Genomic DNA, 23,093 nt, shown 5'->3' on the forward strand with positions numbered 1-23,093 from the left:
CTATAGAAGAGATGAGCAGTTCTATGAACGCCATTAGTCAAAAAGCTAGCGACGTAACAAGACAAAGCGAAGAGATTAAAAATATCATCGTTATTATTAGAGATATAGCCGACCAAACCAACCTACTTGCTCTAAACGCGGCTATAGAGGCGGCTAGAGCGGGCGAGCACGGAAGAGGATTTGCTGTAGTCGCCGACGAAGTGCGCAAACTAGCTGAAAGAACTCAAAAATCCCTCGGTGAGATCGAAGCTAACGCAAATGTTCTAGCTCAAAGCATCAATGAGATGAGTGAGAGCATCAGAGAGCAAAGCGAAGGCATAAATATGATAAATCAAAGCGTAAGTCAGATCGACAGTATTACAAAACAAAATATAAATATTGTTGGTACAACAAACGAAATTACTTACCAAATAGATGACATGGCCAAGACGATAGTAGCCGACGTTAGAAAGAATAAATTTTAATCTTAGACCGAATTTAGGGGTTTGTTTCCCCTAAATTCTAATTTTATCTCGCTGATTTTAACTATCTAAAATGAAAAAATAATTCAAAATTATTATTTAATGTATACATCACTATTTTGTAATTAATATTATTAAATACTATTTAATATAAAAAAAATATACAATCGCATCTTAAAAATTTTTGTAAAAGGAAAGTAAATGCGATCAATTGCAAACAAAATATCTTTAATGCTAATACTGGCATTATTTATATCATTCTCGCTGATATCTTTAGCTAGCTATAACACAGCTCATGATAAAGCCATTGAGCTAGTAATACAAACTCAAAAGCAAATTTTAAAAGATGTAAAAATCACATTAAATAGCTTTTTTGATAACAATCAGTATGCTATAGAGAAAATGGCTGAGACTCTTAGTAAAATAAGCGAGAAAAGTGATGGCTCGATGAATGCTGATGGTATAAATTTAGCTTTATCTCAAGCAAAAGCTATATCTGGAAAAGAGATCACTCTTGTTTATGCTGGATATGAGGATGGGGCTATGTTTAGATCAAATGGGCAAAATAAAGCTGGATATGATCCAAGAGTTAGAGGATGGTATAAACAAGCTAAAGCCGAGAATAAACCAATATATACTGATCCATACATGGCAGCTTCATTAAATGCGATGGTTATAACTTTTGCTGCACCTATTAAAAATATTGGAGTTACGGGTATAGATGCATCTATTGAGGAGTTGAGCAATAATATATCGCAAATTAGTAAGACTGAATACAGCTATGCTTTTGTTGCAGATCAAAATGGCAACATTATAATGCACCCAAATAAAGAATTAGTCGGCAAACCTCACGAGATCGCTAAAAGCCTGATAAAACAATATAATGAAAAGAAATTTGATGAAAATGGATTAATAGCATATAAAAATACAAAAGGTGAAGATGTCTATGCCTATATGCTAGAGATAAATGACAAAGGTTGGTTGGCAATAACAGCAATGGATCAAAATATCTTTAGCTCGCATACTTTGCCTATTTTAAAAGTTCAGATTATTTTAGCCTTTATATTTATAGTTGTCTTGTCTGCGTTTGTATATTTCTTGCTAAAAAGATCGCTTAATCCGATTAAAACCATTACAGATGCTTTGGTTAGTTTCTTTAGATTTTTAAATTTTGAGATAAAAGAGCCAGTTGTTTCAAAGGTAGCAACAAAAGATGAATTTGGTGTAATGAGCAAACTAATAAATGATAATATTGCTAAAATTTTTGACAATGCCGATCAAGACTCTAGAGTGGTATCTCAATCTGTTGAGACTGCAAAGGCGATAGAAAATGGAAATTTAAAAGCAAGAATAGTAGATATTCCAGCTAATCCAAAACTAATTGAATTAAAAGATGTCTTAAATAAAATGCTAGATGTTTTGGAGAAAAGAGTAGGTAGCGATTTAAATATGATCCAAAAAACTTTTAATGATTTTAGAAATTCTGATTTTACTTCAAGAATTTTGGATGCCAAAGGCAATGTCGAACTAGTAACAAATGAGCTTGGCGAAGAGATAGCTAATATGCTTGCGTTTAACTTAAAACAAGCACAATTTTTAGAAGAAAAAGCCAAAAATTTAGATGCATCAATGAAGCAAGTAACTCAAGGTGCTAGCACACAAGCAAATTCTCTCCAAGAAAGTGCTGCTGCGATCGAACAAATGAGTAGCTCGATGAGCGCAATTAGTCAAAAGACTGTAGATGTTATAAAACAATCTGAAGAGATTAAAAATATCATCGTTATTATTAGAGATATTGCAGATCAAACTAACCTACTTGCTCTAAACGCGGCTATCGAGGCAGCACGTGCTGGTGAGCATGGACGAGGATTTGCTGTAGTTGCGGATGAGGTTAGAAAACTAGCTGAGCGAACTCAAAAATCACTTGGTGAGATCGAAACTAATGCAAATATACTTACTCAAAGCATTAACGAGATGAGTGAGAGCATCAGAGAGCAAAGCGAAGGCATAAATATGATAAATCAAAGTGTAAGCCAGATAGATAGCATTACAAAGCAAAATGTTGATATCGTGAGCTCAACGAATGAAATCACCGCCCAAATCGATCAAATGGCTAAGACAATAGTAGCCGATGTTAAAAAGAATAAATTTTAACCTTGCGGCTTGATATTTAAAATTTCATTAATATTTCATCCTCAAAATCTGAGGATGAAAATAACTCCTTTTTTATCTCTAATCTTAAAATTATTTTTTGTTTTATAAATATAATAAAATTTTTAAAAAAATTATCTAATTTTTTTATAGCTTTATAGTGATATTGCTAGTTAAATTTTTTTATAGATTATGTTTGCTGTCAAGTAGTGAAATCTATTAGAATTTATCCTTACAATTATTGCTATTTCAGTAAGGAGATAAAAATTTTTAATAATAATTTATGTTACTTTTTTTACTCAAATATTCAAAAAAACAATTTTACTTTATTTCCTTTAGCTTTTTTTGATAACAGCTCTAAAATTTCTTTAAATTTTATTAAATAGTATTTTCTTTTAAAAATCGTGCTTTGTGAGAAAATTAATATTTTTATGTAGAAAAATATTTACATTTTTGGCTTAAGTTTTTTGAAATTTTTGTAAATGTAAATCAGTTGTAAATAAGTTTTGTAAGATTAATATCAATTAAATTTGTTTTAAATCTTTAAAGGAGAAAGAATGAATCGACGAGAATTCATAAAAAGTGCTGCAGCTAGTGCTGCTTGTGCTAGTGCTGGTATAGCCGTACCAAGCTCGCTAAGTGCAGCAAGCGAAGCTGAAAAAGGCTGGCGCTGGGATAAAGCCGCTTGTAGGTTTTGTGGGACAGGCTGTGGTATCATGGTCGCTACAAAAGAAGGCAAGATAGTAGCTGTAAAAGGAGATCCAGAAGCACCAGTAAATCGCGGTCTAAACTGCATCAAAGGCTATTTTAACGCCAAAATCATGTACGGCGAGGACAGGATCACTCATCCGCTTTTACGTGTAAATGAAAAAGGCGAATTTGATAAAAAAGGTAAATTTAAGCAAGTAAGCTGGAAGCAAGCATTTGATGTTATGGAGGCTCAGTTTAGAAAAGCATATGATGAGCTAGGACCTCATGGTATCGGAGTTCTAGGCTCTGGTCAATATACTATTCCAGAAGGTTACGCTGCTATTAAACTTATAAAAGGTGGCTTTAGAAGCAATAGCATCGATCCAAACGCAAGACACTGCATGGCAAGCGCGGTTGTTGGCTTTATGCAAGTTTTTGGTATAGACGAGCCATCAGGCTGTTTTGATGATATCGAGCTAACTGATACTATCGTAGCTTGGGGCGCAAATATGGCCGAGATGCACCCGATACTTTGGGCACGCGTAAGCGATAGAAAGCTTAGTGATCCTGATAGAGTAAAGGTTGTAAATTTAAGCACTTACTCAACTAGAACATCAAATTTGGCTGATATCGAGATCATCTTTGCTCCGTCATCTGACCTTGCTATCTGGAACTACATCGCTCGTGAAATAGTTTATAACCACCCAGAGATGATCGATGAAGAATTTGTTAAAAAGCACTGTGTATTTACAACTGGTCCAGCCGATATCGGATATGGTCTTCGTCCAGATATTAATCACAAAAAATATGCTCCAAGCGAGCTAGACACTGCTGCTACTGAGAAGTCAAAGGTGCTAAGTGAAGCTGAGGGTGTTACACTTGCATATCTTGGACTAAAAGCTGGCGATACGCTAGAAAATAAAAATGCTGCAAAATCTGGCGCACATTGGCAAATAACATTTGAAGAGTTTAAAAAAGCTCTTGCACCTTACACGCTTGACTTTACAGCAAAGGTGGCAAAGGGAGATCCAAATGAAGATATAGAAGAATTTAAGAAAAAGCTAAAGGCACTTGCTGATCTTTACATCGAGAAAAACCGCAAAGTCGTAAGTTTTTGGACGATGGGCTTTAACCAACACCAACGTGGTACATGGGTAAATGAGCAAGCTTATATGGTGCATTTCTTACTTGGTAAGCAAGCACTTCCAGGCTCAGGAGCGTTTTCTCTAACTGGCCAACCAAGTGCGTGTGGTACTGCAAGAGAGGTTGGAACATTTGTTCACCGCTTACCAGCTGACATGGTTATCGAAAATCCAAAACATAGAGAGATAACTGAAAAAATTTGGAAACTTCCTGCTGGAACACTAAGTGGTGTACTCGCTTCTCACTACGTAAAAATGATGCGTGATCTTGAAGATGGTAAGGTTAAATTTATATGGGTTCAAGTAAACAACCCATGGCAAAATACTGCAAATGCAAACCACTGGATAAAAGCAGCTCGTGAGATGGATAACTTCATCGTTGTAAGCGATCCTTATCCAGGAATTTCTGCAAAAGTGGCTGACCTTATTCTTCCAACTGCGATGATCTATGAAAAATGGGGTGCATATGGTAATGCCGAGAGAAGAACACAACACTGGAGACAGCAAGTACTTCCTGTTGGTGAAGCGATGCCTGATATTTGGCAAATGATGGAGTTTAGTAAGCGCTTTAAGCTAAAAGATGTTTGGGGTGAGAAAAAAGTAAATGACAAAGTTACACTTCCAAATGTGCTTGATGCTGCAAAAGCTATGGGGTATAGCGAAGAAGATACGCTATTTGATGTACTTTTTGCTAACGAAGAGGCTAAGAAATTTAGTGCAAACGATCCGATCATAGAAAACTACGACAATACAGAAGTATTTGGCGATAGCAGAAAGGTGATCGGCTCAGATGGCAAAGAATTTAAAGGATATGGATTTTTCGTCCATAAATATCTTTGGGAAGAGTATAGAAAATTTGGCGTTGGACACGGCCACGATCTAGCAGACTTTGATACTTACCACAGAGTAAGAGGTCTTAGATGGCCAGTAGTTGATGGCAAAGAGACTCAGTGGAGATTTAATACTAAATTTGACCCATACGCTAAAAAAGCTGCCCCAAATGAGAAATTTGCATTCTATGGCAACAAAAATGCAGCACTTCCAACAGGCGATCTAAAAGGCGTTACAAATAAAGATAAAACATCTCTTGCAAACAAAGCAAAAATTTTCTTCCGCCCTTATATGGATCCATGCGAGATGCCAAGTAAAGATTATCCATTCTGGCTATGTACTGGCCGTGTTCTAGAGCACTGGCACTCAGGCACTATGACCATGCGTGTTCCTGAGCTTTATAGGGCTGTTCCAGAGGCACTTTGCTATATGCATGAAGATGATGCTAAAAATCTTGGCGTAATGCAAAATGAGATCGTTTGGGTCGAATCACGCCGTGGCAAGGTAAAAGCAAGAGTTGATCTAAAAGGTAGAAATAAGCCGCCAGTAGGGCTTGTTTATGTGCCTTGGTTTGATGAAAACGTATTTATCAATAAAGTCACACTAGACGCTACTTGCCCAATCTCAAAAGAGACTGATTATAAAAAGTGTGCGGTTAAAATTTATAAAGCATAGGTGAGCGATATGGGATTTTCAAGTAGGCGAGAGGCTTTAAAATTTGGAGCAAAAGTAGCACTTTTGGCTCTTGGCGGAGGCTTTGTTTGGTCGCTTAGTGCCAAAGCTTCGCCACTTATGCTTCTTAGGCCTCCTGGTGCAAAAGAAGAGAAGCAATTTTTACAAAGTTGCATTAGATGCGGGCTTTGCGTAGAAGCTTGTCCATTTGATACGCTAAAGCTCTCATCGCTAGAAGATGGCATAAGCATTGGAACGCCTTATTTTGAGCCTAGAAAAATTCCTTGCTATATGTGTGAAAATATCCCTTGTGTGCCAGCCTGTCCGACTGGAGCTTTGGACGTAAATTTAGTAAGCACAAAAGACAAGCTTGACATAAATAAGGCCAAAATGGGTGTTGCGGTGGTTGATATGAAAAACTGCGTGGCATACTGGGGCATACAGTGCGATGCTTGCTATAGATCCTGTCCGCTCATAGATAAGGCCTTGTATCTTGAGTATCGCCGTAACGAAAGGACGCAAAAGCATGCCTTTTTACTTCCAGTGGTCGATAGCGACATCTGCACCGGATGTGGCCTATGCGAGCGAGCCTGTATCACTAAAAAAGCAGCCATTACCGTGCTAAACCGTGACGCGGTGCTCGGCAAAGTAGGCGATAACTACGTCAAAGGCTGGATAAAAGAAGATGAAAGACGCATAGACGATGCAGACAGCAAAATAAAGCTTGACATTAAAAAAGCGACTGATTATCTAAATGGTGGTGAGCTATGAAATTTTTAATCTTAAGACGAATAACTCAAATTTCTATCCTAGCGCTATTTATCCTAGGAAATTTTTACGGAGTTAAGATACTTAGCGGAAATTTAAGCTCATCTTTGCTTTTTGGAAAAATTCCACTAAGCGATCCATTCGCTTTAGTTCAAATTTTACTTGCAAGCTTTAGTGCCGGCATAAATGCAATTATTGGAGCTGGCATTATCTTTACATTTTACGCATTGATTGCTCCAAGAGCGTTTTGTTCGTGGATATGCCCGATAAATTTACTAACCGATATCGCTTTTAAACTAAGAGAAAAATTTGGCTTTAAGGGCGAAAAAGTCTTAAATGTGAGTAAAAATTTACGTTATTACTTGCTGGCTCTTGCTCTTATATTAAGCCTTGCTTTATCTTATCCAGTATTTGAGAGCGTTAGCTATATTGGCATTATTCAGCATGGCATTATTTACGGCTCAGCTAGTGCTTTAGGCATAGCAGTTGCGATCATTGCTTTTGATATGTTTGTGTTAAAGCGTGGCATTTGCTCGCACGTTTGTCCACTTGGTGCCTTTTATGCCATTATCTCAAAATTTGCCCTAATTAGAGTAAAACATGATGCCCAGGCTTGTACAAAATGTATGAAATGTAAGCTTATTTGCCCAGAGATGCAAGTGCTTGACATGATCGGTAAAGAGAGCCGCTCGGTTAGCTCAAGCGAGTGCATAAGCTGTGGTAGGTGCATTGATGTTTGTGGAGACGGGGCATTGAAATTTAGTATTAGAAATTTAAGGAGAGAAAAATGAAAATAAAAATAATGATGCTTGGAGGATTGTGTGCTGCGTTTTTTGCGGCATGTACTTTTAATAATCCAAGTATTAGTGATTCGCAAATCGGCTTTAGAAATATCGATTTGCTAGACGATAAAGACGTTGTATTAAAAGATGTGAACTACACAAAAGAGCCAGCTGGCATGTCAAAGAAATTTGATAGGTCTTTTGAAAATGCACCACCATTTATCCCACACGATACTGAGGGTTTAGTGCCTATCACAAAGGATATGAATATGTGCGTAACCTGCCATATGCCTGAGTTTGCAAAAGATAGTGGAGCAACACCGATACCATCATCTCACCTTTATGACATCAGAAATAAAAAAGATCTTGCAGGCAAGCTTGATGATGAAAGATATAACTGCACAACATGCCACGTTGAGCAACAAAATGGCGTAACGCAGCTTGTTGGCAATAAATTTAAGCCTGATTTTAGAGACAAAAACGGCACTCATAAGTCAAACTTGCTAGATGTTTTAAACGATGGTGTTAAATAATGCAAAGCAGGCGAGAGCTTTTTAGTAAAATTTTGGGGGCAAAATCTGCTCCCAAATTTATAACTCCGCCATTTTTTAGCGGAGAGTTTGACTGCGGTGGATGCGATGCTAGCTGCGTAAATGCTTGTGAAAAAGAGCTTCTTAGCTTTGAAAATGAAAGGGTAGTTTTTAAAGTTAAAAAGCTAGGCTGTGACTTTTGCGAAGAGTGTGTAAGGGCTTGTGAGAGTCTTGATAAGAAGACATTAAGCTTAAGCTCACCAAAGAGTATAAACGCAAAAGTTAGCATCGATGTTTCTAGCTGTCTAGCATGGAACGATACGATCTGCTACAACTGCCTTGATGCTTGCAAATTTAAAGCAGTCGAATTCCTTGGCGTTTTTCGTCCTATTGTTAATCAAAAATGCGTAAGTTGCGGCGAGTGCTTTGATGTTTGCTTTAAAAATTCACTTCAAATGGAGGCCCTATGAGAGCTTTGTTTTTTATTTTTTGTCTATTAAATTTTATCTTTGCAAGCGAGATCACCACTCCATACAAGCAAATAGAGGCTAGTGCAAATGTGCTAAGCACAACGCTAATAAATGGCAAACTCTTTATCGCGACTGATGGAGGGACGGTTGAAATTTATGATCCTAAAGAGTCTAAATTTGAAGAGATTATCAAAATGGATGATATAAAAACCTATGTTAGTGATCACGAAAGACCAAAAATTCTAAATGTTGATGAGTTAAATAGCAAGATACTCATCCTAAGTGAGGGTGACTATGCTACAAAGGTGCTTTATATAAGAGAAAATGGGCAGATGAAAAGCATAAAAATACCAAATCAAGCGATAAAAAAGGCATTATTTTTAGATGACGAGCGTATTGCACTTGCTTCAATTAGCAATGAAATTTACTTTTTGAACTTAAAAAATGGCGAAATTTATGATAGCTTTAAAATTTCAATTGCAATGCTCTCAGATATGGAGATAAGCGAAGATAGAAGCACGCTAGCTATCGCTTGCGAGAGTGGGAAGGTCTACTTTTATAACATAAAAGCTAAAAAAATGGATCAAATTTTAGACATTCATACAGATAATATCTACGACATCTCATATAAAAATGGAGTCATGATCAGCGGAGGCACCGATAGGATCGTGGGGATATTTTCAGCTGGAAGCCTAAAAAAGATAAATACCGGCTTTTTGGTCTATGGTGTTGGACTTAGCGATGATGGTAGAGTAGCGGCCTATATGAGTGATGAGATGAGTGATGTAAATTTAGTTGATAGCAAAAGCTTAGAAAATATCGCAATGCTAAAAACTGGACAAAGTACGATAAATAGCATAGTTTTTATAAGCGATAACGAAGTCGTAACTTCAGCCTATGAGAATAAAATTTTATTTTGGAGAATTAAATGAATATTTCAAGTTTGATAGTTTATACGGACAATAAAAATGAAAGTGTAAAAAACGAAATAAAAAAGCTAAAAGAGTGTGAAATAATAACTGACGCAGACGATAGAATCGTAGTGGTAGTTAGCTCAGATAGCATTGAAGATGAGATAAAAAATTTTAAGAAGATAGAAGCTATCAGTGGAGTAGTGAGCGTTGCGATGGTTTATAGCTATCAAGAAGATGCCGAAGAAAATAGGAAAAAGCTAGAAGAAAATGGCAAGATAAGTGAAATTTTAACAAGCGATGAGGTAAAAGCTGAAGATATTACTTATGGTGGCAGCGTGCATCATAGAGTGAAATAGTAAAACCAAATTTCTAGCTTTTGCATTATCATTAAAATTTATAGTGCAAAAGCCTACCTTTCATATAGACCTTCTTAATAAATTTGTTGCTAATACTACTTATATTTAATTAACTTTGTTTGGCTTGTAGATTAAATTTATGTTCAAGGTTTTAATTTAGATTTTGGGTGGAAAATTACTCAGCAAGCATTAAAATCAAAAACATAACAAGTGAATTAAATTTTAGCTTATAAGATCTTGAGATGATGCTTGCATAAAGAATTTTAGCAGGCCAGTTTTGGCTTACTAAATTTATAGCCCTAAGGTCTATCTTTGATCAAATTTAATAAATTTTCTCCAATGTTTTCATTTGTTAGATTTGAAATTTCTTTATAGAAATTTCCTTTTTTGTCTATTAAATATATTGAAGAGCTGTGAGCAACAGAGTAGCCCATGGCTGAGTTTTCAAGACGGACTTTTTGAAATTTTACACCATAGGTTTTTGCCACTTCTTTTAAGGCATTTAGTTTTAATCCATCGGCATCTTTGTAGAAATTTTTTGCCATTAGAGTTAAATTTTCAGGAGTGTCACGTTCAGGATCAAGCGTAATAAAAAGCAGCTCAAAGTCATCTCTTTTTAGCTTGTTTAGTTCATCGCCAATCAAAGAGAGCGCAGTAGGGCAGACATCGGGGCAAAAAAGATAACCAAAATATATAACTTTGTACTTTCCGTCGTAATTTTTAAGACTTACTTCACCATTTTGCGAAAGTGCCTTAAAATCATACTTGTTTGGCTTTATCAGCAAAAGTGCAACACCTATACAAATTAAGATTATTATTAAGCCCCAAAATGCCTTTTTCATCATTACCTTCTATAATTTTAGATCAAGATCTACAAAAAAACCAGTTTCTTTTTCGTCATCAAGCACTTTAAATCTATATCTCATAAGCTCGACAACACAAGCACTTAGCACTACTTGAGCAGTTAAGTTATCGCCTCTTGGCTCAAGTCTTGCTTTGATCGATCCCATATTCATATTTATGCCGTCTATTTCAAGACTTGGATTTTTTAGCCCTAAATTTTTACCATTAATGATTTTAAAGCTAAAAGGCCTCATAGCATAAATAGGTCTTGGCGAGATGTCTATTTTTAGCTTTACGCCTTTAAATTCCATCTCACAAGATTTATTGTTTAGATCACATTTTAAAGGATCTAGCGATGTGTTTACATCGGCAAATTCAGGTGGATCTTCTTTGCTCGTTGTCATAAGCTTATAGCCTATCGAAAAAGCACCTAGAACAATAAAGATAAATGAAAAAATAATTATGATTTTTTTCATTATTTAAAGTTTTTAGTTACTCCGATATTATCAAGCTTTATGCTCTCGCCATTGCTAAATTTTAGCTCTAAATCAACTTTATCACCATCTTTTAATGGTTTATTTAGATCCATAAGCATAATGTGTAAACCGCCAGGAGCTAGTTTTGTTTCGCCATTTTTTGGGATCACTGCATCTTCGATTTGAACCATAGCCATCATGCCATCATTCATTTTGTGTGTATGAATTTCTGTACTTTTGCAAACGCTTGAGTGAGCACCGATGAGCTTTACATCAGAATTTGAAGCATTTTTTATATCCATAAAAATTGCACTATTGTTTGTGCCAGGTTTTGTATCTCTAGCTCTAACATTTTCTAGGCTGATATCAGCCGCCATAAGAGCAGAAGCTGCAAGCATCGCACCAAAAACGATTTTCTTCATATTTTTCCTTTGTGATAAAATTAATAATGGTTTTCACATTATACATTTAGAACTACTTAATTTACCTTTAAAATCTAAAAATATAAATTTTTTAGGATATAATTACGGACTAAATTTTACTTTTTGGGATATTTCACTTGAAAAAAATTATATTTTTCTTCATCGCGTTATCGCCTTGTCTTTTTGCCCAAAATTACGAAGAAATTTACTTAAAAAATGGCTCTGCTGCTGTTATTGATGCCATCGAAAAAAATATTTTAAGTAAGGATTACTGGCTAAAAAAGCTTGAGGGCAAGGATGTAAGATATGGGTATTATGACAACGAGATACTTCTAAGTGTAGTTGATAAAACTAAAAAGAAGCTTGAAGTGATCTCTTATAATGGCGGCATTACAAAAAAGCTTTTTAGCTCAAGCGTTATAGTTGGCAAAAATGGTGATAAGCTTCTTGAAGGCGATCTAAAAACACCGGTTGGAGTGTATCAGCTTACACGTAGATTTACGCCAAATGATAGATATCTTGGCCCACTTGCATTTTCGCTTTCATACCCAAATTTGCTTGATAAGCTTGCAAAGCGAAATGGTGGTGGCATTTGGATACATGGCTATCCACTTGATGGTCAAAGGACAGATGAGCTAAAAACAAAAGGCTGCGTGGCTATGCAAAATGATACTTTGATGAAATTCGATGATGTTGTGGATCACAAAAAAACACTTGCATTTATTTATGAAGATAAGCGTCCAGAAGCTAGTGCAAAAGATATTGCAGTGATCATTTCTGGACTTTTGGGCTGGAAAAAGACATGGAGCGAGAGCGACATTGAAAACTATCTTAAATTTTACGATAAAGATTTTGAGCGATATGATGGTATGAGCTTGGAAAAATTTAAAAGTATGAAGCGGGCTATTTTTTCTAAAAAAGAGAAAAAACGCATTAGTTTTTCAAATTTTCTCATCACGCCTTATCCAAATCTTAAAAACGATAGGCTTTTTCGTGTGAGTTTTTATGAGGATTATGTTTCAGATACACATAAATTTGCTGGTCAAAAGACGCTTTATGTGAAGCTTTATAACGATGATATGAAAATTTTTATAGAGGAGTAAAAGTGGAAAAATCTCAAGAAGTAAAAGAAAAAATCGAAAAAATTTTAGAGGCAAGAGCTGCTTTTTTTGCTGAGCTTGACCGCCAAGTTCCAAAGAAAGATGGTACTGATGTTTTTGATTTTAGTAAAGTAAAAGAGGCTGATCTGAAAGAAATTTACGCTAAATTTTATGCATTTGACTACAACGTAAGAAAACTTTTACCGGATGTTTATACTGCTTTTAATGTGAATTTTAATGTCTGAAATACGCCTAAATAAAGCTTCATATATCCATAACCTCACTCAAATTTGTGCTAAAGCTGGTGGCAAAGAGAAAGTAATAGTTGTATTAAAAGACAATGCTTATGGCCATGGCGCAAGGCTTATTGCAAATGAAGCTAAAAAATTTGGCATAGAAATTTGTGCTGTAAAAAGTGAGTTTGAGGCAAATGAAATTTCTGACATATTTGAAAATATTCTCATTCTCTCGCATGTTCCAACCGGAAATGAAAGCAGCAAATTTATCTATGCGATAAACGACATAGACGCACTTTTAAAGATAAAAGAAAATACAAAAATCAACCTTGCAATTGACACTGGTATGCATAGAAATGGGCTTGATATAAGTGAGCTTGATTATGCGTTTGAAATTTTAACAAAAAGGAATTTGGAGTTTCTTGGAGCTTATACTCATTTTCGTGCAAGTGATGAGCTAAATACTGATTATTTCGTGCAAAGGGAAAATTTTAGGGCTGCAAAAGAGAAAATTTTAGCTCTTTGCGATGAGTTTGGTATAAAAAAACCGATCTTTCACTCTCACAACTCAGCTGCTCTTGAGAGAGCAAGTGAAATCGATGATGATATGGTGCGTATTGGTATTGCCCAGTATGGATACTCTCAGTTCAATGATAGTTTGGGGTTAAAGCCGGTACTTTCACTATGGGCAAAAAGAGTTAGCAGGCGCATTTTAAAAAGTGGTCAAGGTGTTGGATATGGCGCTAAATTTAGCGCAAAAGAAGATATAAAAGTAGCCACCTATGATCTTGGATATGGCGATGGGTTACTAAGATACAATGGCTGTGGTGAGTTAAGACTTGCCAATAACGAGCCAATACTAGGCAAAATTTCTATGGATAGCTTTAGTTGTAAAGATAGTGGCGAGTTGGTCTGTGTCTTTGAGGATGCAAATATTTGGGCGAAATTTTTTGATACGATAAGTTATGATATTTTAGTAAAGCTCTCGCCAAATATAACTAGAAAATTTATATAAAGGTAATGTGTGAAAAAGATCGTTTTATTAGCTCTTGTTAGCCTTGCTTTTGGCGTACAAGAGAGCGAGTTTAAGATTTATGAGCAGATACTAAATCAGCTTGATGCTAAGCAGATCCCAGCTTTTGTCGTCCAAACTGCAAAGCCAAATTTGCCAAGCAGAGTCGATGAGATGATCACGCTAAAAGATGTAAGTAGCAGTGGGCTAAACATACATGGTGAGTTTGTTTTAAACGAGACTAAGACAAATAAGATAAAAGGCTACAACAAAGCTCAAATTTTAGCTTTAAAAGATGAGTTTTATAAAAATGGAAAAGATGCGCTTTGTAACTCAGGTATGGCAAGAGCTGTGCTAAATCGTGGCATCACTCTAAGTGGTAGTTATGGCTTTGAAGGCAGGCATTTTTTTGATATAAATTTGGATAAAAGTAGTTGCGAATAGTCCTTTTTTTACTATTTTTTTACTCGCTTACTCTGGCTCTTACGCCAGATATGGCAGCGAAAAATCACGCAACTTACTACAAAAAAAAGCTCCCATTTATCTGTACGCCAACACTGACGCTTAATGATATCTTAAATGTTGGCGACACACTCATTTATAGATACGCCGTCAAACACGCAAGAAAGCAAGAGATCAAAAGATTTGAGGAGAAAGAGCGTTTAGAATTTATCGAAGCTATCAAAAAAGAGAATTTGCGAACTGCTTGCAAAGATAAAGAGATCTTAAATATGCTAAGCATCGGTGTCGCCTTGGATGAGCTTTTTTATTCAGAAAATGGTGAGCTGATCTTTGAGTACACTATAGAAGATCGTGACTGCAAGAAATTGCAGTGAAATTTGGGGCTAAATTTCGGTTTTTTGGTTGTAAATTTGATATTTTTATAAATTTTAAAATTTTATTTACTTGCAAGAATTGACTACTAAAATTTGATTTTGCCCACCGCTTGGCTCAAATTTTAGATCCGAAATTACTCGCTCATAAAATTTAAAATTTCTTGTAAATGTCTAAATTTAAAGCCAAAAAAGATGGTAAAAAGAAGAAATTTAGCCCAAATTTCACTAAGGACTAAATTTTTACATGCCTCTTTTTATCTCTTGTTCAAGTCTTTCAAGCTCAGAAATCCTATCGCTAGTGCTTGGATGCGTTCTAAAAAGTACGCCAAGCTTGTTAGTTAGCGAGCCAAATGGATTTACGATAAACATATGAGCACTTTGCTCGCTTGCGTTTTGCATAACGTAAGAATTTGAGTAGCTCTCAAGCTTTCTTAGAGCGCTTGCAAGCCACTCTGGGTGTCCTGTTAGATAGGCTGCGCCTTTGTCCGCCTTGTACTCGCGCTCCCTTGAGATCGCCATTTGGATGATTGTGGCAGCTATTGGCATGAGTATAGCAAGTGCTAGCATAACGATGGCATTACCGCCACCTCTTCTTGAACCGCTGCTTTGCCCAGCAATACCACCAATCTTAGCAAAATTTGCAAGCATTGCGATAGCGCCAGCTAGTATGGCAGCGATTGAACCAGTTAGGATGTCGTAATGCCTTACGTGGCTTAGCTCGTGAGCTAGCACACCCTCGATCTCGTTTTCATTTAAAATTTTTAAAAGCCCCTCGGTTACTGCAACGGCTGCATGGCTTGGGTTTCTGCCCGTAGCAAAGGCATTTGGTACCTCTTCTGGTATGATGTAAATTTTTGGCATAGGCAAATTTGCCTTTTGTGTGAGACGAGATACGATCTCATAAAGCCCGTGAGCGTTACTCTCATCGACTGGGATAGCGTTATATCTTTTTAGCACGAGTTTGTCGCTGAAAAAGTAAGAAAAGATATTCATGCCAGCTGCCATCAAAAAGGCGATCATCATGCCATACTCACCGCCAATATATCCGCCAACAGCGATAAAAATCAGCATTAAAGTAACCATTAAAAAAGCAGTTTTAAAAATTTCCATTTTTGTCCTTATTCTTTTATAGCGCTTGGCAAGATCGCAGCATCGATGTTAAATTTTGCAAGCTGTGCTAGCTCGCTCTCATCTTTTATCAAAACAGCTATAAGTACGTCAAATAAATAACTCTCAGCAATCTTTGCTAGATCTTTTGCAATGTCAATATCTGCAATAATAAATTTTGCTCCAGCTGCGTTTGCGATGATAGCTTCGTTTATGTCATTTGCGATGATACTAAAGCTTGCTCCAGCCTCTAACGCCCTTTTTATTAAATTTCTATCAAATTTAAAGAGATTTTGCCTGCCATTTGAAATTTCATCTTTGCTTTTGCAAAGAAAAAGCGGCTCAAATTTTATCAGCTCATCACCCAAAATTTTCATCTCTCGCCCTTTATGCACTCTTTACAGATGTATTTTCCGTCTCTTAGCACCATTTGATCGATATCGCTAAAGACGCCGCATTTGCTGCACTCTTCGAAGTTGCTGGTGCTTACCTTGTCGCTATTTTTTCTATTTTTAAAAAATATGATGTAAATTGCAACCAAAATCGCTACAAAAAGCAAGTATTTCAACGTTTCTCCCCTTGATTTTTGAGATTAAAAAATATGTAGTTTCTGTTTTTTTCATTGTAAATTTGCGCGTTGATGCCTGAAATTTCATCCATAACGCTTGAGCCCTTGTAGATGAGAAATTTGGTGTTTTCATCATAAAAACCATCGCAAATTTTTATAAGCTCTTTTGTCTTGCTAAGCGCCCTTGAGGTGATGAGATCAGCCGTAAATTTATCTGCAAGCTCGATCTTTTGGCTATGAACTTCTAAATTTTGCAAGCCAAGCTCGATCTTAGCGTAGCTTAGAAATGATGACTTTTTGGCTATCGGCTCAAAAAGGTGCCACTTCGTTTGAGGCATCGCAAGGGCTAAAAATATCGCTGGAAAGCCAGCCCCACTGCCTACATCTGTCGCTGTTTTGGCACTTAGGTCAAAAATTTCAAGCGGTTTTATGCTATCAAGCACCTGCTCGCTTATATCTTTATAATTGCTTAAGCTATGAACCTTATTAAATTTAGCAAAAATTTGAGCGTAAGCCTTTACTTTTTCGTCAAATTCTGCCGGCAAGCAAAGCTCATTTTTCATCACAGGATGTGCCCCATTTGCTCTTTTTTTACTTTCAAGTAGCCTTCGTTAAATTTATTTGGCTTGATGACGATAGGCACGCGTTTTACGATCTTTACTGAGCTTAGTCCGTGAAGTTTTAAAGGGTTATTTGTGAGTAAATTTACCTCTTTTACACCGTAGTGATTTAGGATAAAATCAACCACTTCATAAGTCCTCTCATCGGCCTTAAAACCCAGCTGGTGATTAGCCTCAATGGTGTCAAGGCCCTTATCTTGCAGGCTGTAGGCATTTATCTTGTTTAAAAGCCCGATATTTCTGCCTTCTTGACGTAAGTAGATGACCATACCACCATTTTCTTCGATATATTTTAGGCTCGCTTCAAGCTGGTCGCGGCAGTCGCACTTTAGGCTTCCGATCGCATCGCCAGTTAGGCATTCGGAGTGAATTCTAAGATTTACCACCTCGCTCAAAGGCTCTTTGTAGATCACGAGGTGCTCTTTTGACCCTTCTTTGAAGGCTTGAACCTTATAAGTGCCAAACCTTGAAGGTAGATTTGCGGCGTTTGAAATTTCTATTTTCATTTTAAATTTACTCCAACTGTGCTAAACTAGCTAAAAATCACGCATTTTAACAAAGAAAAGGCAAAAATATGTTTAAACGTTTTAGAAGATTAAGAATAAATCCAGCCCTAAGAGACATGGTGAGAGAGACTAGCCTTAGCGTAAATGACTTCATTTATCCGCTCTTTGTGGTTGAGGGCAAAGGCGTTAAAAACGAGATCGCTTCGATGCCGGGTGTTTATCAAATGAGTATCGATGAAATTTTAAAAGAGTGCGAAGAGATAGTAAATTTAGGCATAAAATCGATCATTTTATTTGGCATACCAAGCCTAAAAGATAGCGTTGGTAGTGACGCACTAAGCAACGACGGCATCATCGCAACCGCGCTTAGAGCTATAAAGGATAAATTTCCAAATTTGGTAGTCGTCACTGATCTTTGCTTTTGCGAATATACAGACCACGGCCACTGCGGCATAATCGACCACGTACATAACACCATCGACAACGACGCAACGCTTGAAATTTCAGCCAAACAAGCTTTGATACACGCTCAAAATGGCTCTGACATGATCGCGCCAAGTGGCATGATGGATGGCATCATCGCAACGCTAAGAGAGACACTTGATAGCAATGGCTTTGAGAATTTACCAGTGATGGCGTACTCAACTAAATTTGCCTCAGCATACTACGGACCATTTCGTGACGTAGCACAAAGTGCACCAAGCTTTGGCGATAGAAAGAGCTACCAAATGGACAGCGCAAACCGCCTAGAGGCGATCAATGAGAGCTTGCAAGACGAGGCCCAAGGCGCTGATATCTTGATGGTAAAGCCTGCACTTGCCTATCTTGACGTCGTTAGAGAGCTAAGAAATTTAACACTTCTGCCAATCTGCGTCTATAATGTAAGTGGCGAGTACGCACTGCTAAAGGCTGGCGCAAAAGCTGGTATCATCGACTACGAGCGCGTCATGATGGAGACTTTGATCGGTTTTAAAAGAGCAGGGGCAAATTTGATCATTACCTATCACGCAAAAGAAGCAGCCAAAATTTTAAGGGACTAAGATGAGGCACTTTTTGACGCTAAATGACTTTAGCAAAGATGAAATCGAGCAGATGATAAATTTAGCCCGCAAGATCAAAAAAGAGGCGAAGGCTAGAGAATTTAAGCCATATCTAAAAGATCAAAAGCTTGCTATGATATTTGAAAAAAGCTCAACTAGAACTAGAGTGAGCTTTGATGTGGGCATACATGAGCTTGGCGGATATGCGCTATTTTTAAGTAAAAATGATATACAAATAGGCCGCGGCGAGCCTATACGTGACACTGCCAGAGTGATCAGCAGGATGTGCGATATGGCTATGCTAAGGGTTGATAAGCATGAGACGCTAGAAGAATTTGCTAAATTTTCAAGCGTGCCAGTGATAAACGGCTTAAGCGATAAATTTCACCCAGTGCAGCTCATGGCGGATTATCTTACCATGCTTGAATTTAGCGTAGGCGAGAAGGTCGCGTATGTAGGCGATGGCAACAACATGACTCACTCGTGGCTCATGCTAGCTAGCAAACTTGGACTTGAGCTAAGAGTCGCCACGCCAAAAGGCTATGAGGTAGACGCTGAAATTTTAAAAATGGCTAATGAAAACGCGAAAATTTCAGGTGCGAAAATTTTTATCACAAATGATATAAAAGAAGCGGTAAATGGTGCCGATGTAGTGACTACGGACACTTGGGTATCAATGGGGCAAGAGGCTGAGAAAGAAAAGAGGCTAAAAGACCTTGCTGGATACTGCGTGGATGAAAATTTGATGAGCTTAGCTAAAAAAGATGCGATATTTTTGCACTGCCTACCAGCTTATAGAGGCTATGAGGTGAGCGAGGCAGTTTTTGAGAAGCACGCAGATGAAATTTTTAGTGAGGCTGAAAACAGACTTCATGCCCAAAAAGGCGTGATGGTCTGGCTGGATGAGAGAAGAAGATGAGTAAAGAGAAAAATATATATGATGAGATAGATGATATCGGCAATAACCTTGGGCTGAGTAGCCCTGAAAAGACGATCTTTGAGATAGTTTCAACCAAAAATCCAAATGAGCATATTTTAAATTTAAAAAGTGGCTCTTGGGACTCAAAAGAACCGTGGTTTGGCATTGATGAAAATCAAAATTTACATACGGTAATCTCTGTAAAATCGCTTTCGGCTTTGATCGAGGCCTTAAAAGAGTCGCAAAAAGAAAATTTTGATCTAAGGCTTGAAAAGACGATCTGGCAAAATATACCGGTTGATTTTAGCGATGTTTGGGTGGTTGCGATGGATGAGATCAAAAAGATCGCTCACGATAAAAAGAGCAGGCAGTTTAACATCGACCTTGATAAGCTGGTAAAAAATATCAAAAAAGAGCATCCAAATTTATTTGTAGATATAAAAGAGATGATCCAAATGGCAAGGAGCAGGGCAGATGATTGATTTTAGCGCGTATGTGAAGTATTCAAGGCCAGGGCCAAGATATACGAGCTATCCGACAGCACCGGAGTTTAGTGACAAATTTAGCTATGAGGCTTACGTAAAAGAGCTTGAAAACCGCGATAAAAAAAGACCGCTTTCGCTTTATTTGCACTTGCCGTTTTGCAGGAGTGCTTGCTATTTTTGTGGCTGTAACGTCATCTACACGAGCAAAGAGGACCGTAAAGAGAGATATATAAGATATATAGAAAAAGAGCTTGAAATTTTAGCTCGCCACTTAGATACCAGCACTGAGGTCTTGCAGATGCACTTTGGTGGTGGCACTCCGACATTTTATAATGCCGCCCAGCTTGATGAGATCATCAAACTTATCAAGGCTAAATTTAAAAATTTCTCAAAAGAGGCTGAGATAAGCTGCGAGATAGACCCTAGATTTTTGACAAACGAGCAGCTTGATGTGCTCATATCTCACGGCTTTAACCGCATAAGCTACGGCGTGCAAGACTTTGATGAGAAAGTGCAAAAAGAAATTCATAGAATTCAGCCCTATGAGATTACTCAAAATGCCGTAAAAATGGCTAGAGAAAAGGGCATAAAATCAATCAATATGGACCTGATCTATGGCCTGCCGTATCAAAGCCTAGAGAGCTTTAAAAAGACGCTTGAGCTTGCTCTTACACTTGATCCTGATAGACTTGCGGTATTTAACTACGCTCATGTACCTTGGATAAAAAAATCAATGCGTAAATTTGATGAAACCACATTGCCAAATCCAGAAGTGAAGCTTGAAATTTTAAAATTTACAGCTGAGTTTTTGACTAAAAATGGCTACAAAATGATAGGTATGGATCACTTTGCAAAGCCAAATGATGAGCTTTTTGGTGCTTTGGCAAATGGTACTTTGCATAGAAATTTCCAAGGCTATACGACAAAAGGTGGCGCTGATCTTATCGGCATAGGCGTGACAAGTATCGGTGAGTGTAAAAGACACTACGCGCAAAATCATAAAGATATGGATGAGTATGAAAAAGCGATCGATAGTGGAAAGTTGCCATACGCAAAGGGAATTTATCTAAGCGATGAAGATTTGCTTAGAAAGAGTGTGATTATGAACTTAATGAGTAATTTTGGGCTTGATATTAAATTTATCGAGAATGAATTCCATATAAATTTCTTTGAACACTTTAAGGAAGAGCTTGAGGAGCTTAAAAATTTAAGTGAATTTGTCAATGTTACAGCAGATAAAATCAGCGTAAATGAAACTGGAACACTGATAATACGAAATATTGCAATGTGTTTTGATGAATATCTAAAGAAAATTCCAGAGAATTTAAGGCGTTTTTCTAAAACTATATAAAAATTATTTTTTTGTCATAAGATATTTAAAATATATTTAATATTTCTTGGTGTATAATTCGTACCAAAAAGTTCAAGTCTAGGCTTGTTAATAAAGTTAATAAATAAGGTAAAAGGATCTTAGTTATGAAAAAGATGTTAGCAATTAGTGCTTTGGCAGCAACTGTGCTGTCAGCTCAAGATGTTCCTTATAGGATTTTTCTAGCTTCATTTGCACAAGATGATAATCAGGCTAGAATCGACAGTGCTATTAATAAAGTTAATAGTAAAATTTCTGATAGTAGGCTGACCACAGGTATCTATGAGGTTGGTGGACGAAAATTTTTATATGTTGACACAACTCCAGTCTCTGAGGATGAAGCTAATAGTCTATTAGTTAAAGTTCAAAACGAATCAGGCTATAAGGATGCTTTAATGAGAGCAAAAGCACCTGTAGCTGATGCTCAAACAACAAAAAAATCTAATATAGAACAAGCTATATCAACTGAAGTAAAACCAGTAGTACAAGTTGATGATGGAGTTTTGACTTTAGATCAAGTTATAAAGACTATTTTAAATGAAAATCCAAGTTTAAAAGCTACAGAATTTAACTATCTACAAGTTGGTAAAGATCTAAAAATAGCAAAAAATGCCTATTATCCAACACTTGACGCTGCTGCTAGAGTGGGATATGAGAAAAAACGCCTTGATGATGGAGTTTCTACAAGAAGAGGAGATGGAAGAATTTCTGGTACATCTCTAACCTTGGTTGAAAATTTATACAATGGTGGTGCTGATAAAAATAGAATAAATTCTCAAAGCGCAAGACTTGATTCAGCTGCTTATTCAGTAGCACAAGCTGCAGATAGACTTACATTAAATGCTGCAAATGCTTACTTACAAGTTCTTCAAACTAAGAGAATTTTAGACATTGAAGAAGAAAACGTAAAGAGTCATGAGGAAATTTATAGCCAAATTAAAGATAGAGCAAGGTCAGGTTATGGCGTAGCTTCTGAAGAGAGACAAGCTGGATCACGCTATACTTTAGCTCAATCAAACTATACAGCTGCTAAAAATAACTATGAAGATGCACTTTCTACATTTGAGAAATTATATGGAAAAAAAGTTGCAGCTAAAAATTTAGTAATGCCTGAGTTTAGCCTTCCTTTGCCTAGCACAAAAGAGGCTGTTTATAATAAAGCAATTCTTTGCAACCCATCACTTTTGGTTCAAAAATCAAATATTGCTATGGCAGAGTCAGTTGTGAAAGAGAAAAATGCGCCATTCTTGCCAAAACTAGATCTTGTTGTATCTGGTGCGTATGATCATTCAAATGTTTTATATGACAATTATGAAGAACAAACATTTGACGCACTTTTAAGACTAAACTATAACCTTTACAATAAAGGCAATGATAAACTAGATAAAGAAAAAAGCCAACTTGCTGTTCAACAAGAGCAACAAACTTTGGATAATCTTGTAAGAGAACTTAAAGAATCTTTGGAATTTTCATGGCAAAATTATGTTCTTAACCAAGAAAAAATGGGATACTTAAATCAACACGTTGAATATGCTAAAGCTACACTTGATGCTTATCAGGATGAATTTAGAATCGGTCGTCGTGATCTTATAAACTTGCTTGATGCTGAAAATGAATATAACTCTGCATTAAAAGAGATTGCTACAACTGAGACAGCACTATCTTATGCAAAATACAGACTGTTAGATAATATGGGAATGATCTCAGATAGCTTTGAACCAGGTTTTGCGAAGAGATACATTCAAGGTGCTTGCAGCATTCAAAACGATTTAAGATAAAAATGTAAA

General features: G+C 36.8%; 26 protein-coding genes and 2 pseudogenes. 20 read left to right on the top strand and 8 right to left on the bottom strand.

Features of this window, described 5'->3' with window-relative positions:
* Window positions 1-92: 92 nt before the first annotated feature.
* The 10 genes and pseudogenes from CVT17_RS09530 to CVT17_RS03290 form a co-directional block, all read left to right on the top strand.
* Window positions 93-464: pseudogene (locus tag CVT17_RS09530) on the top strand (methyl-accepting chemotaxis protein); the annotation flags it as partial.
* 228 nt (window positions 465-692) lie between these two features.
* Window positions 693-1,433 (top strand): annotated as a pseudogene (locus tag CVT17_RS09535) (cache domain-containing protein); the annotation flags it as partial.
* Window positions 1,434-2,090: 657 nt separating this feature from the next.
* Window positions 2,091-2,615, top strand: a complete 525-nt coding sequence (locus tag CVT17_RS09540; RefSeq protein ID WP_430622409.1) for a methyl-accepting chemotaxis protein — start codon at window positions 2,091-2,093, stop codon at window positions 2,613-2,615.
* A gap of 554 nt (window positions 2,616-3,169) precedes the next feature.
* Window positions 3,170-5,950: a nitrate reductase catalytic subunit NapA gene (gene napA / locus CVT17_RS03260; RefSeq protein WP_107769598.1), complete on the top strand. Its 2,781-nt coding sequence runs from the start codon at window positions 3,170-3,172 to the stop codon at window positions 5,948-5,950.
* A 9-nt stretch (window positions 5,951-5,959) separates the two neighbouring features.
* Complete coding sequence (napG, locus tag CVT17_RS03265) at window positions 5,960-6,718, top strand: ferredoxin-type protein NapG (protein ID WP_107859025.1); 759 nt, start codon at window positions 5,960-5,962, stop codon at window positions 6,716-6,718.
* Window positions 6,715-7,506 carry a quinol dehydrogenase ferredoxin subunit NapH gene (gene napH / locus CVT17_RS03270; protein WP_107859026.1) on the top strand — a complete coding sequence of 264 codons (792 nt, stop codon included), beginning with the start codon at window positions 6,715-6,717 and terminating at the stop codon, window positions 7,504-7,506. The genes napG and napH overlap by 4 nt, the downstream gene beginning before the upstream one ends.
* Window positions 7,503-8,030 carry a nitrate reductase cytochrome c-type subunit gene (locus tag CVT17_RS03275; protein ID WP_072594841.1) on the top strand — a complete coding sequence of 176 codons (528 nt, stop codon included), beginning with the start codon at window positions 7,503-7,505 and terminating at the stop codon, window positions 8,028-8,030. The genes napH and CVT17_RS03275 overlap by 4 nt, the downstream gene beginning before the upstream one ends.
* On the top strand, window positions 8,030-8,497 hold the full coding sequence (locus tag CVT17_RS03280) for a 4Fe-4S ferredoxin (protein WP_107769596.1): 468 nt from the start codon (window positions 8,030-8,032) through the stop codon (window positions 8,495-8,497). The genes CVT17_RS03275 and CVT17_RS03280 overlap by 1 nt, the downstream gene beginning before the upstream one ends.
* The gene (locus CVT17_RS03285; protein WP_107769595.1) at window positions 8,494-9,429 is read left to right on the top strand and encodes a WD40 repeat domain-containing protein; all 936 of its coding nucleotides are present in this window, start codon (window positions 8,494-8,496) and stop codon (window positions 9,427-9,429) included. The genes CVT17_RS03280 and CVT17_RS03285 overlap by 4 nt, the downstream gene beginning before the upstream one ends.
* Window positions 9,426-9,767, top strand: a complete 342-nt coding sequence (locus CVT17_RS03290) for a chaperone NapD (protein ID WP_072594844.1) — start codon at window positions 9,426-9,428, stop codon at window positions 9,765-9,767. Before CVT17_RS03285 ends, CVT17_RS03290 begins: the two co-directional genes overlap by 4 nt.
* A 299-nt stretch (window positions 9,768-10,066) precedes the next feature.
* Here the strand turns inward: CVT17_RS03290 and CVT17_RS03295 are convergent, their stop codons facing one another.
* Genes CVT17_RS03295 through CVT17_RS03305 form a run of 3 tightly spaced genes read right to left on the bottom strand, consistent with a single transcriptional unit; the run spans window position 10,067 to window position 11,508 of the window.
* Complete coding sequence (locus CVT17_RS03295) at window positions 10,067-10,609, bottom strand: SCO family protein (RefSeq protein WP_054196383.1); 543 nt, start codon at window positions 10,607-10,609, stop codon at window positions 10,067-10,069.
* 9 nt (window positions 10,610-10,618) lie between these two features.
* Window positions 10,619-11,086 carry a hypothetical protein gene (locus tag CVT17_RS03300; RefSeq protein ID WP_035167203.1) on the bottom strand — a complete coding sequence of 156 codons (468 nt, stop codon included), beginning with the start codon at window positions 11,084-11,086 and terminating at the stop codon, window positions 10,619-10,621.
* On the bottom strand, window positions 11,086-11,508 hold the full coding sequence (locus CVT17_RS03305) for a copper chaperone PCu(A)C (RefSeq protein WP_072594846.1): 423 nt from the start codon (window positions 11,506-11,508) through the stop codon (window positions 11,086-11,088). The genes CVT17_RS03300 and CVT17_RS03305 overlap by 1 nt, the downstream gene beginning before the upstream one ends.
* Window positions 11,509-11,645: 137 nt before the next feature.
* Between CVT17_RS03305 and CVT17_RS03310 the strand changes: the two genes are divergently transcribed.
* Genes CVT17_RS03310 through CVT17_RS03330 form a run of 5 tightly spaced genes read left to right on the top strand, consistent with a single transcriptional unit; the run spans window position 11,646 to window position 14,692 of the window.
* Complete coding sequence (locus CVT17_RS03310) at window positions 11,646-12,611, top strand: L,D-transpeptidase family protein (RefSeq protein WP_107859027.1); 966 nt, start codon at window positions 11,646-11,648, stop codon at window positions 12,609-12,611.
* A 2-nt stretch (window positions 12,612-12,613) separates the two neighbouring features.
* Window positions 12,614-12,853 (top strand): CmeU family protein, encoded by a 240-nt coding sequence (gene cmeU / locus CVT17_RS03315; RefSeq protein ID WP_021091016.1) that lies wholly within the window; start codon window positions 12,614-12,616, stop codon window positions 12,851-12,853.
* Window positions 12,846-13,859 (top strand): alanine racemase, encoded by a 1,014-nt coding sequence (locus tag CVT17_RS03320; protein ID WP_107859028.1) that lies wholly within the window; start codon window positions 12,846-12,848, stop codon window positions 13,857-13,859. The genes cmeU and CVT17_RS03320 overlap by 8 nt, the downstream gene beginning before the upstream one ends.
* Window positions 13,860-13,868: 9 nt before the next feature.
* Complete coding sequence (locus tag CVT17_RS03325; RefSeq protein WP_107859029.1) at window positions 13,869-14,300, top strand: peptide deformylase; 432 nt, start codon at window positions 13,869-13,871, stop codon at window positions 14,298-14,300.
* Window positions 14,291-14,692, top strand: coding sequence for a flagellar protein FlaH (locus CVT17_RS03330; protein ID WP_107859030.1), 402 nt, complete (start codon window positions 14,291-14,293; stop codon window positions 14,690-14,692). Before CVT17_RS03325 ends, CVT17_RS03330 begins: the two co-directional genes overlap by 10 nt.
* A 240-nt stretch (window positions 14,693-14,932) precedes the next feature.
* Here CVT17_RS03330 and htpX read toward each other — a convergent pair whose 3' ends face one another.
* The 5 genes from htpX to ribA are packed head-to-tail and all read right to left on the bottom strand — an operon-like array spanning window position 14,933 to window position 17,493.
* Complete coding sequence (htpX, locus tag CVT17_RS03335) at window positions 14,933-15,802, bottom strand: zinc metalloprotease HtpX (RefSeq protein WP_107859031.1); 870 nt, start codon at window positions 15,800-15,802, stop codon at window positions 14,933-14,935.
* A gap of 8 nt (window positions 15,803-15,810) precedes the next feature.
* Window positions 15,811-16,176 (bottom strand): hypothetical protein, encoded by a 366-nt coding sequence (locus tag CVT17_RS03340; protein WP_107859032.1) that lies wholly within the window; start codon window positions 16,174-16,176, stop codon window positions 15,811-15,813.
* Window positions 16,173-16,367, bottom strand: a complete 195-nt coding sequence (locus CVT17_RS03345; RefSeq protein WP_021090700.1) for a hypothetical protein — start codon at window positions 16,365-16,367, stop codon at window positions 16,173-16,175. The genes CVT17_RS03340 and CVT17_RS03345 overlap by 4 nt, the downstream gene beginning before the upstream one ends.
* Window positions 16,364-16,930 carry a 16S rRNA (guanine(527)-N(7))-methyltransferase RsmG gene (rsmG, locus tag CVT17_RS03350; protein ID WP_107859033.1) on the bottom strand — a complete coding sequence of 189 codons (567 nt, stop codon included), beginning with the start codon at window positions 16,928-16,930 and terminating at the stop codon, window positions 16,364-16,366. The genes CVT17_RS03345 and rsmG overlap by 4 nt, the downstream gene beginning before the upstream one ends.
* Complete coding sequence (gene ribA / locus CVT17_RS03355; protein ID WP_107859034.1) at window positions 16,930-17,493, bottom strand: GTP cyclohydrolase II; 564 nt, start codon at window positions 17,491-17,493, stop codon at window positions 16,930-16,932. The genes rsmG and ribA overlap by 1 nt, the downstream gene beginning before the upstream one ends.
* A gap of 68 nt (window positions 17,494-17,561) precedes the next feature.
* Here ribA and hemB point away from each other — a divergent pair, with 68 nt between their 5' ends.
* The 5 genes from hemB to CVT17_RS03380 all read left to right on the top strand — a co-directional run bounded on the left by hemB (window position 17,562) and on the right by CVT17_RS03380 (window position 23,084).
* Window positions 17,562-18,533, top strand: a complete 972-nt coding sequence (hemB, locus tag CVT17_RS03360) for a porphobilinogen synthase (protein WP_107769586.1) — start codon at window positions 17,562-17,564, stop codon at window positions 18,531-18,533.
* A gap of 1 nt (window position 18,534) precedes the next feature.
* Window positions 18,535-19,452, top strand: coding sequence for an ornithine carbamoyltransferase (argF, locus tag CVT17_RS03365; protein WP_107859035.1), 918 nt, complete (start codon window positions 18,535-18,537; stop codon window positions 19,450-19,452).
* Window positions 19,449-19,934, top strand: coding sequence for a DUF2603 domain-containing protein (locus CVT17_RS03370; RefSeq protein WP_107769584.1), 486 nt, complete (start codon window positions 19,449-19,451; stop codon window positions 19,932-19,934). The genes argF and CVT17_RS03370 overlap by 4 nt, the downstream gene beginning before the upstream one ends.
* Window positions 19,927-21,288: an oxygen-independent coproporphyrinogen III oxidase gene (gene hemN / locus CVT17_RS03375; RefSeq protein ID WP_107859036.1), complete on the top strand. Its 1,362-nt coding sequence runs from the start codon at window positions 19,927-19,929 to the stop codon at window positions 21,286-21,288. The genes CVT17_RS03370 and hemN overlap by 8 nt, the downstream gene beginning before the upstream one ends.
* A 125-nt stretch (window positions 21,289-21,413) precedes the next feature.
* A complete protein-coding gene (locus CVT17_RS03380) occupies window positions 21,414-23,084 on the top strand; it encodes a TolC family outer membrane protein (protein WP_107769582.1) in 1,671 nt (556 codons plus the stop codon).
* Window positions 23,085-23,093: the final 9 nt, after the last annotated feature.

The sequence above is a fragment of the Campylobacter concisus genome (assembly GCF_003048775.2).
GTDB classification, from domain to species: Bacteria; Campylobacterota; Campylobacteria; order Campylobacterales; family Campylobacteraceae; genus Campylobacter_A; species Campylobacter_A concisus_I.

What these genes read in the sequence shown, in the direction of transcription:
- CVT17_RS09540 (WP_430622409.1), top strand. Translation starts at nt 2,091, where the DNA reads ATGAAGCAAGTAACTCAAGGTGCTAGCACACAAGCAAATTCTCTCCAA.
- napA (WP_107769598.1), top strand. Translation starts at nt 3,170, where the DNA reads ATGAATCGACGAGAATTCATAAAAAGTGCTGCAGCTAGTGCTGCTTGT.
- napG (WP_107859025.1), top strand. Translation starts at nt 5,960, where the DNA reads ATGGGATTTTCAAGTAGGCGAGAGGCTTTAAAATTTGGAGCAAAAGTA.
- napH (WP_107859026.1), top strand. Translation starts at nt 6,715, where the DNA reads ATGAAATTTTTAATCTTAAGACGAATAACTCAAATTTCTATCCTAGCG.
- CVT17_RS03275 (WP_072594841.1), top strand. Translation starts at nt 7,503, where the DNA reads ATGAAAATAAAAATAATGATGCTTGGAGGATTGTGTGCTGCGTTTTTT.
- CVT17_RS03280 (WP_107769596.1), top strand. Translation starts at nt 8,030, where the DNA reads ATGCAAAGCAGGCGAGAGCTTTTTAGTAAAATTTTGGGGGCAAAATCT.
- CVT17_RS03285 (WP_107769595.1), top strand. Translation starts at nt 8,494, where the DNA reads ATGAGAGCTTTGTTTTTTATTTTTTGTCTATTAAATTTTATCTTTGCA.
- CVT17_RS03290 (WP_072594844.1), top strand. Translation starts at nt 9,426, where the DNA reads ATGAATATTTCAAGTTTGATAGTTTATACGGACAATAAAAATGAAAGT.
- CVT17_RS03295 (WP_054196383.1), bottom strand. Translation starts at nt 10,609, where the DNA reads ATGAAAAAGGCATTTTGGGGCTTAATAATAATCTTAATTTGTATAGGT.
- CVT17_RS03300 (WP_035167203.1), bottom strand. Translation starts at nt 11,086, where the DNA reads ATGAAAAAAATCATAATTATTTTTTCATTTATCTTTATTGTTCTAGGT.
- CVT17_RS03305 (WP_072594846.1), bottom strand. Translation starts at nt 11,508, where the DNA reads ATGAAGAAAATCGTTTTTGGTGCGATGCTTGCAGCTTCTGCTCTTATG.
- CVT17_RS03320 (WP_107859028.1), top strand. Translation starts at nt 12,846, where the DNA reads ATGTCTGAAATACGCCTAAATAAAGCTTCATATATCCATAACCTCACT.
- htpX (WP_107859031.1), bottom strand. Translation starts at nt 15,802, where the DNA reads ATGGAAATTTTTAAAACTGCTTTTTTAATGGTTACTTTAATGCTGATT.
- CVT17_RS03340 (WP_107859032.1), bottom strand. Translation starts at nt 16,176, where the DNA reads ATGAAAATTTTGGGTGATGAGCTGATAAAATTTGAGCCGCTTTTTCTT.
- rsmG (WP_107859033.1), bottom strand. Translation starts at nt 16,930, where the DNA reads ATGAAAAATGAGCTTTGCTTGCCGGCAGAATTTGACGAAAAAGTAAAG.
- ribA (WP_107859034.1), bottom strand. Translation starts at nt 17,493, where the DNA reads ATGAAAATAGAAATTTCAAACGCCGCAAATCTACCTTCAAGGTTTGGC.
- hemB (WP_107769586.1), top strand. Translation starts at nt 17,562, where the DNA reads ATGTTTAAACGTTTTAGAAGATTAAGAATAAATCCAGCCCTAAGAGAC.
- argF (WP_107859035.1), top strand. Translation starts at nt 18,535, where the DNA reads ATGAGGCACTTTTTGACGCTAAATGACTTTAGCAAAGATGAAATCGAG.
- CVT17_RS03370 (WP_107769584.1), top strand. Translation starts at nt 19,449, where the DNA reads ATGAGTAAAGAGAAAAATATATATGATGAGATAGATGATATCGGCAAT.
- hemN (WP_107859036.1), top strand. Translation starts at nt 19,927, where the DNA reads ATGATTGATTTTAGCGCGTATGTGAAGTATTCAAGGCCAGGGCCAAGA.
- CVT17_RS03380 (WP_107769582.1), top strand. Translation starts at nt 21,414, where the DNA reads ATGAAAAAGATGTTAGCAATTAGTGCTTTGGCAGCAACTGTGCTGTCA.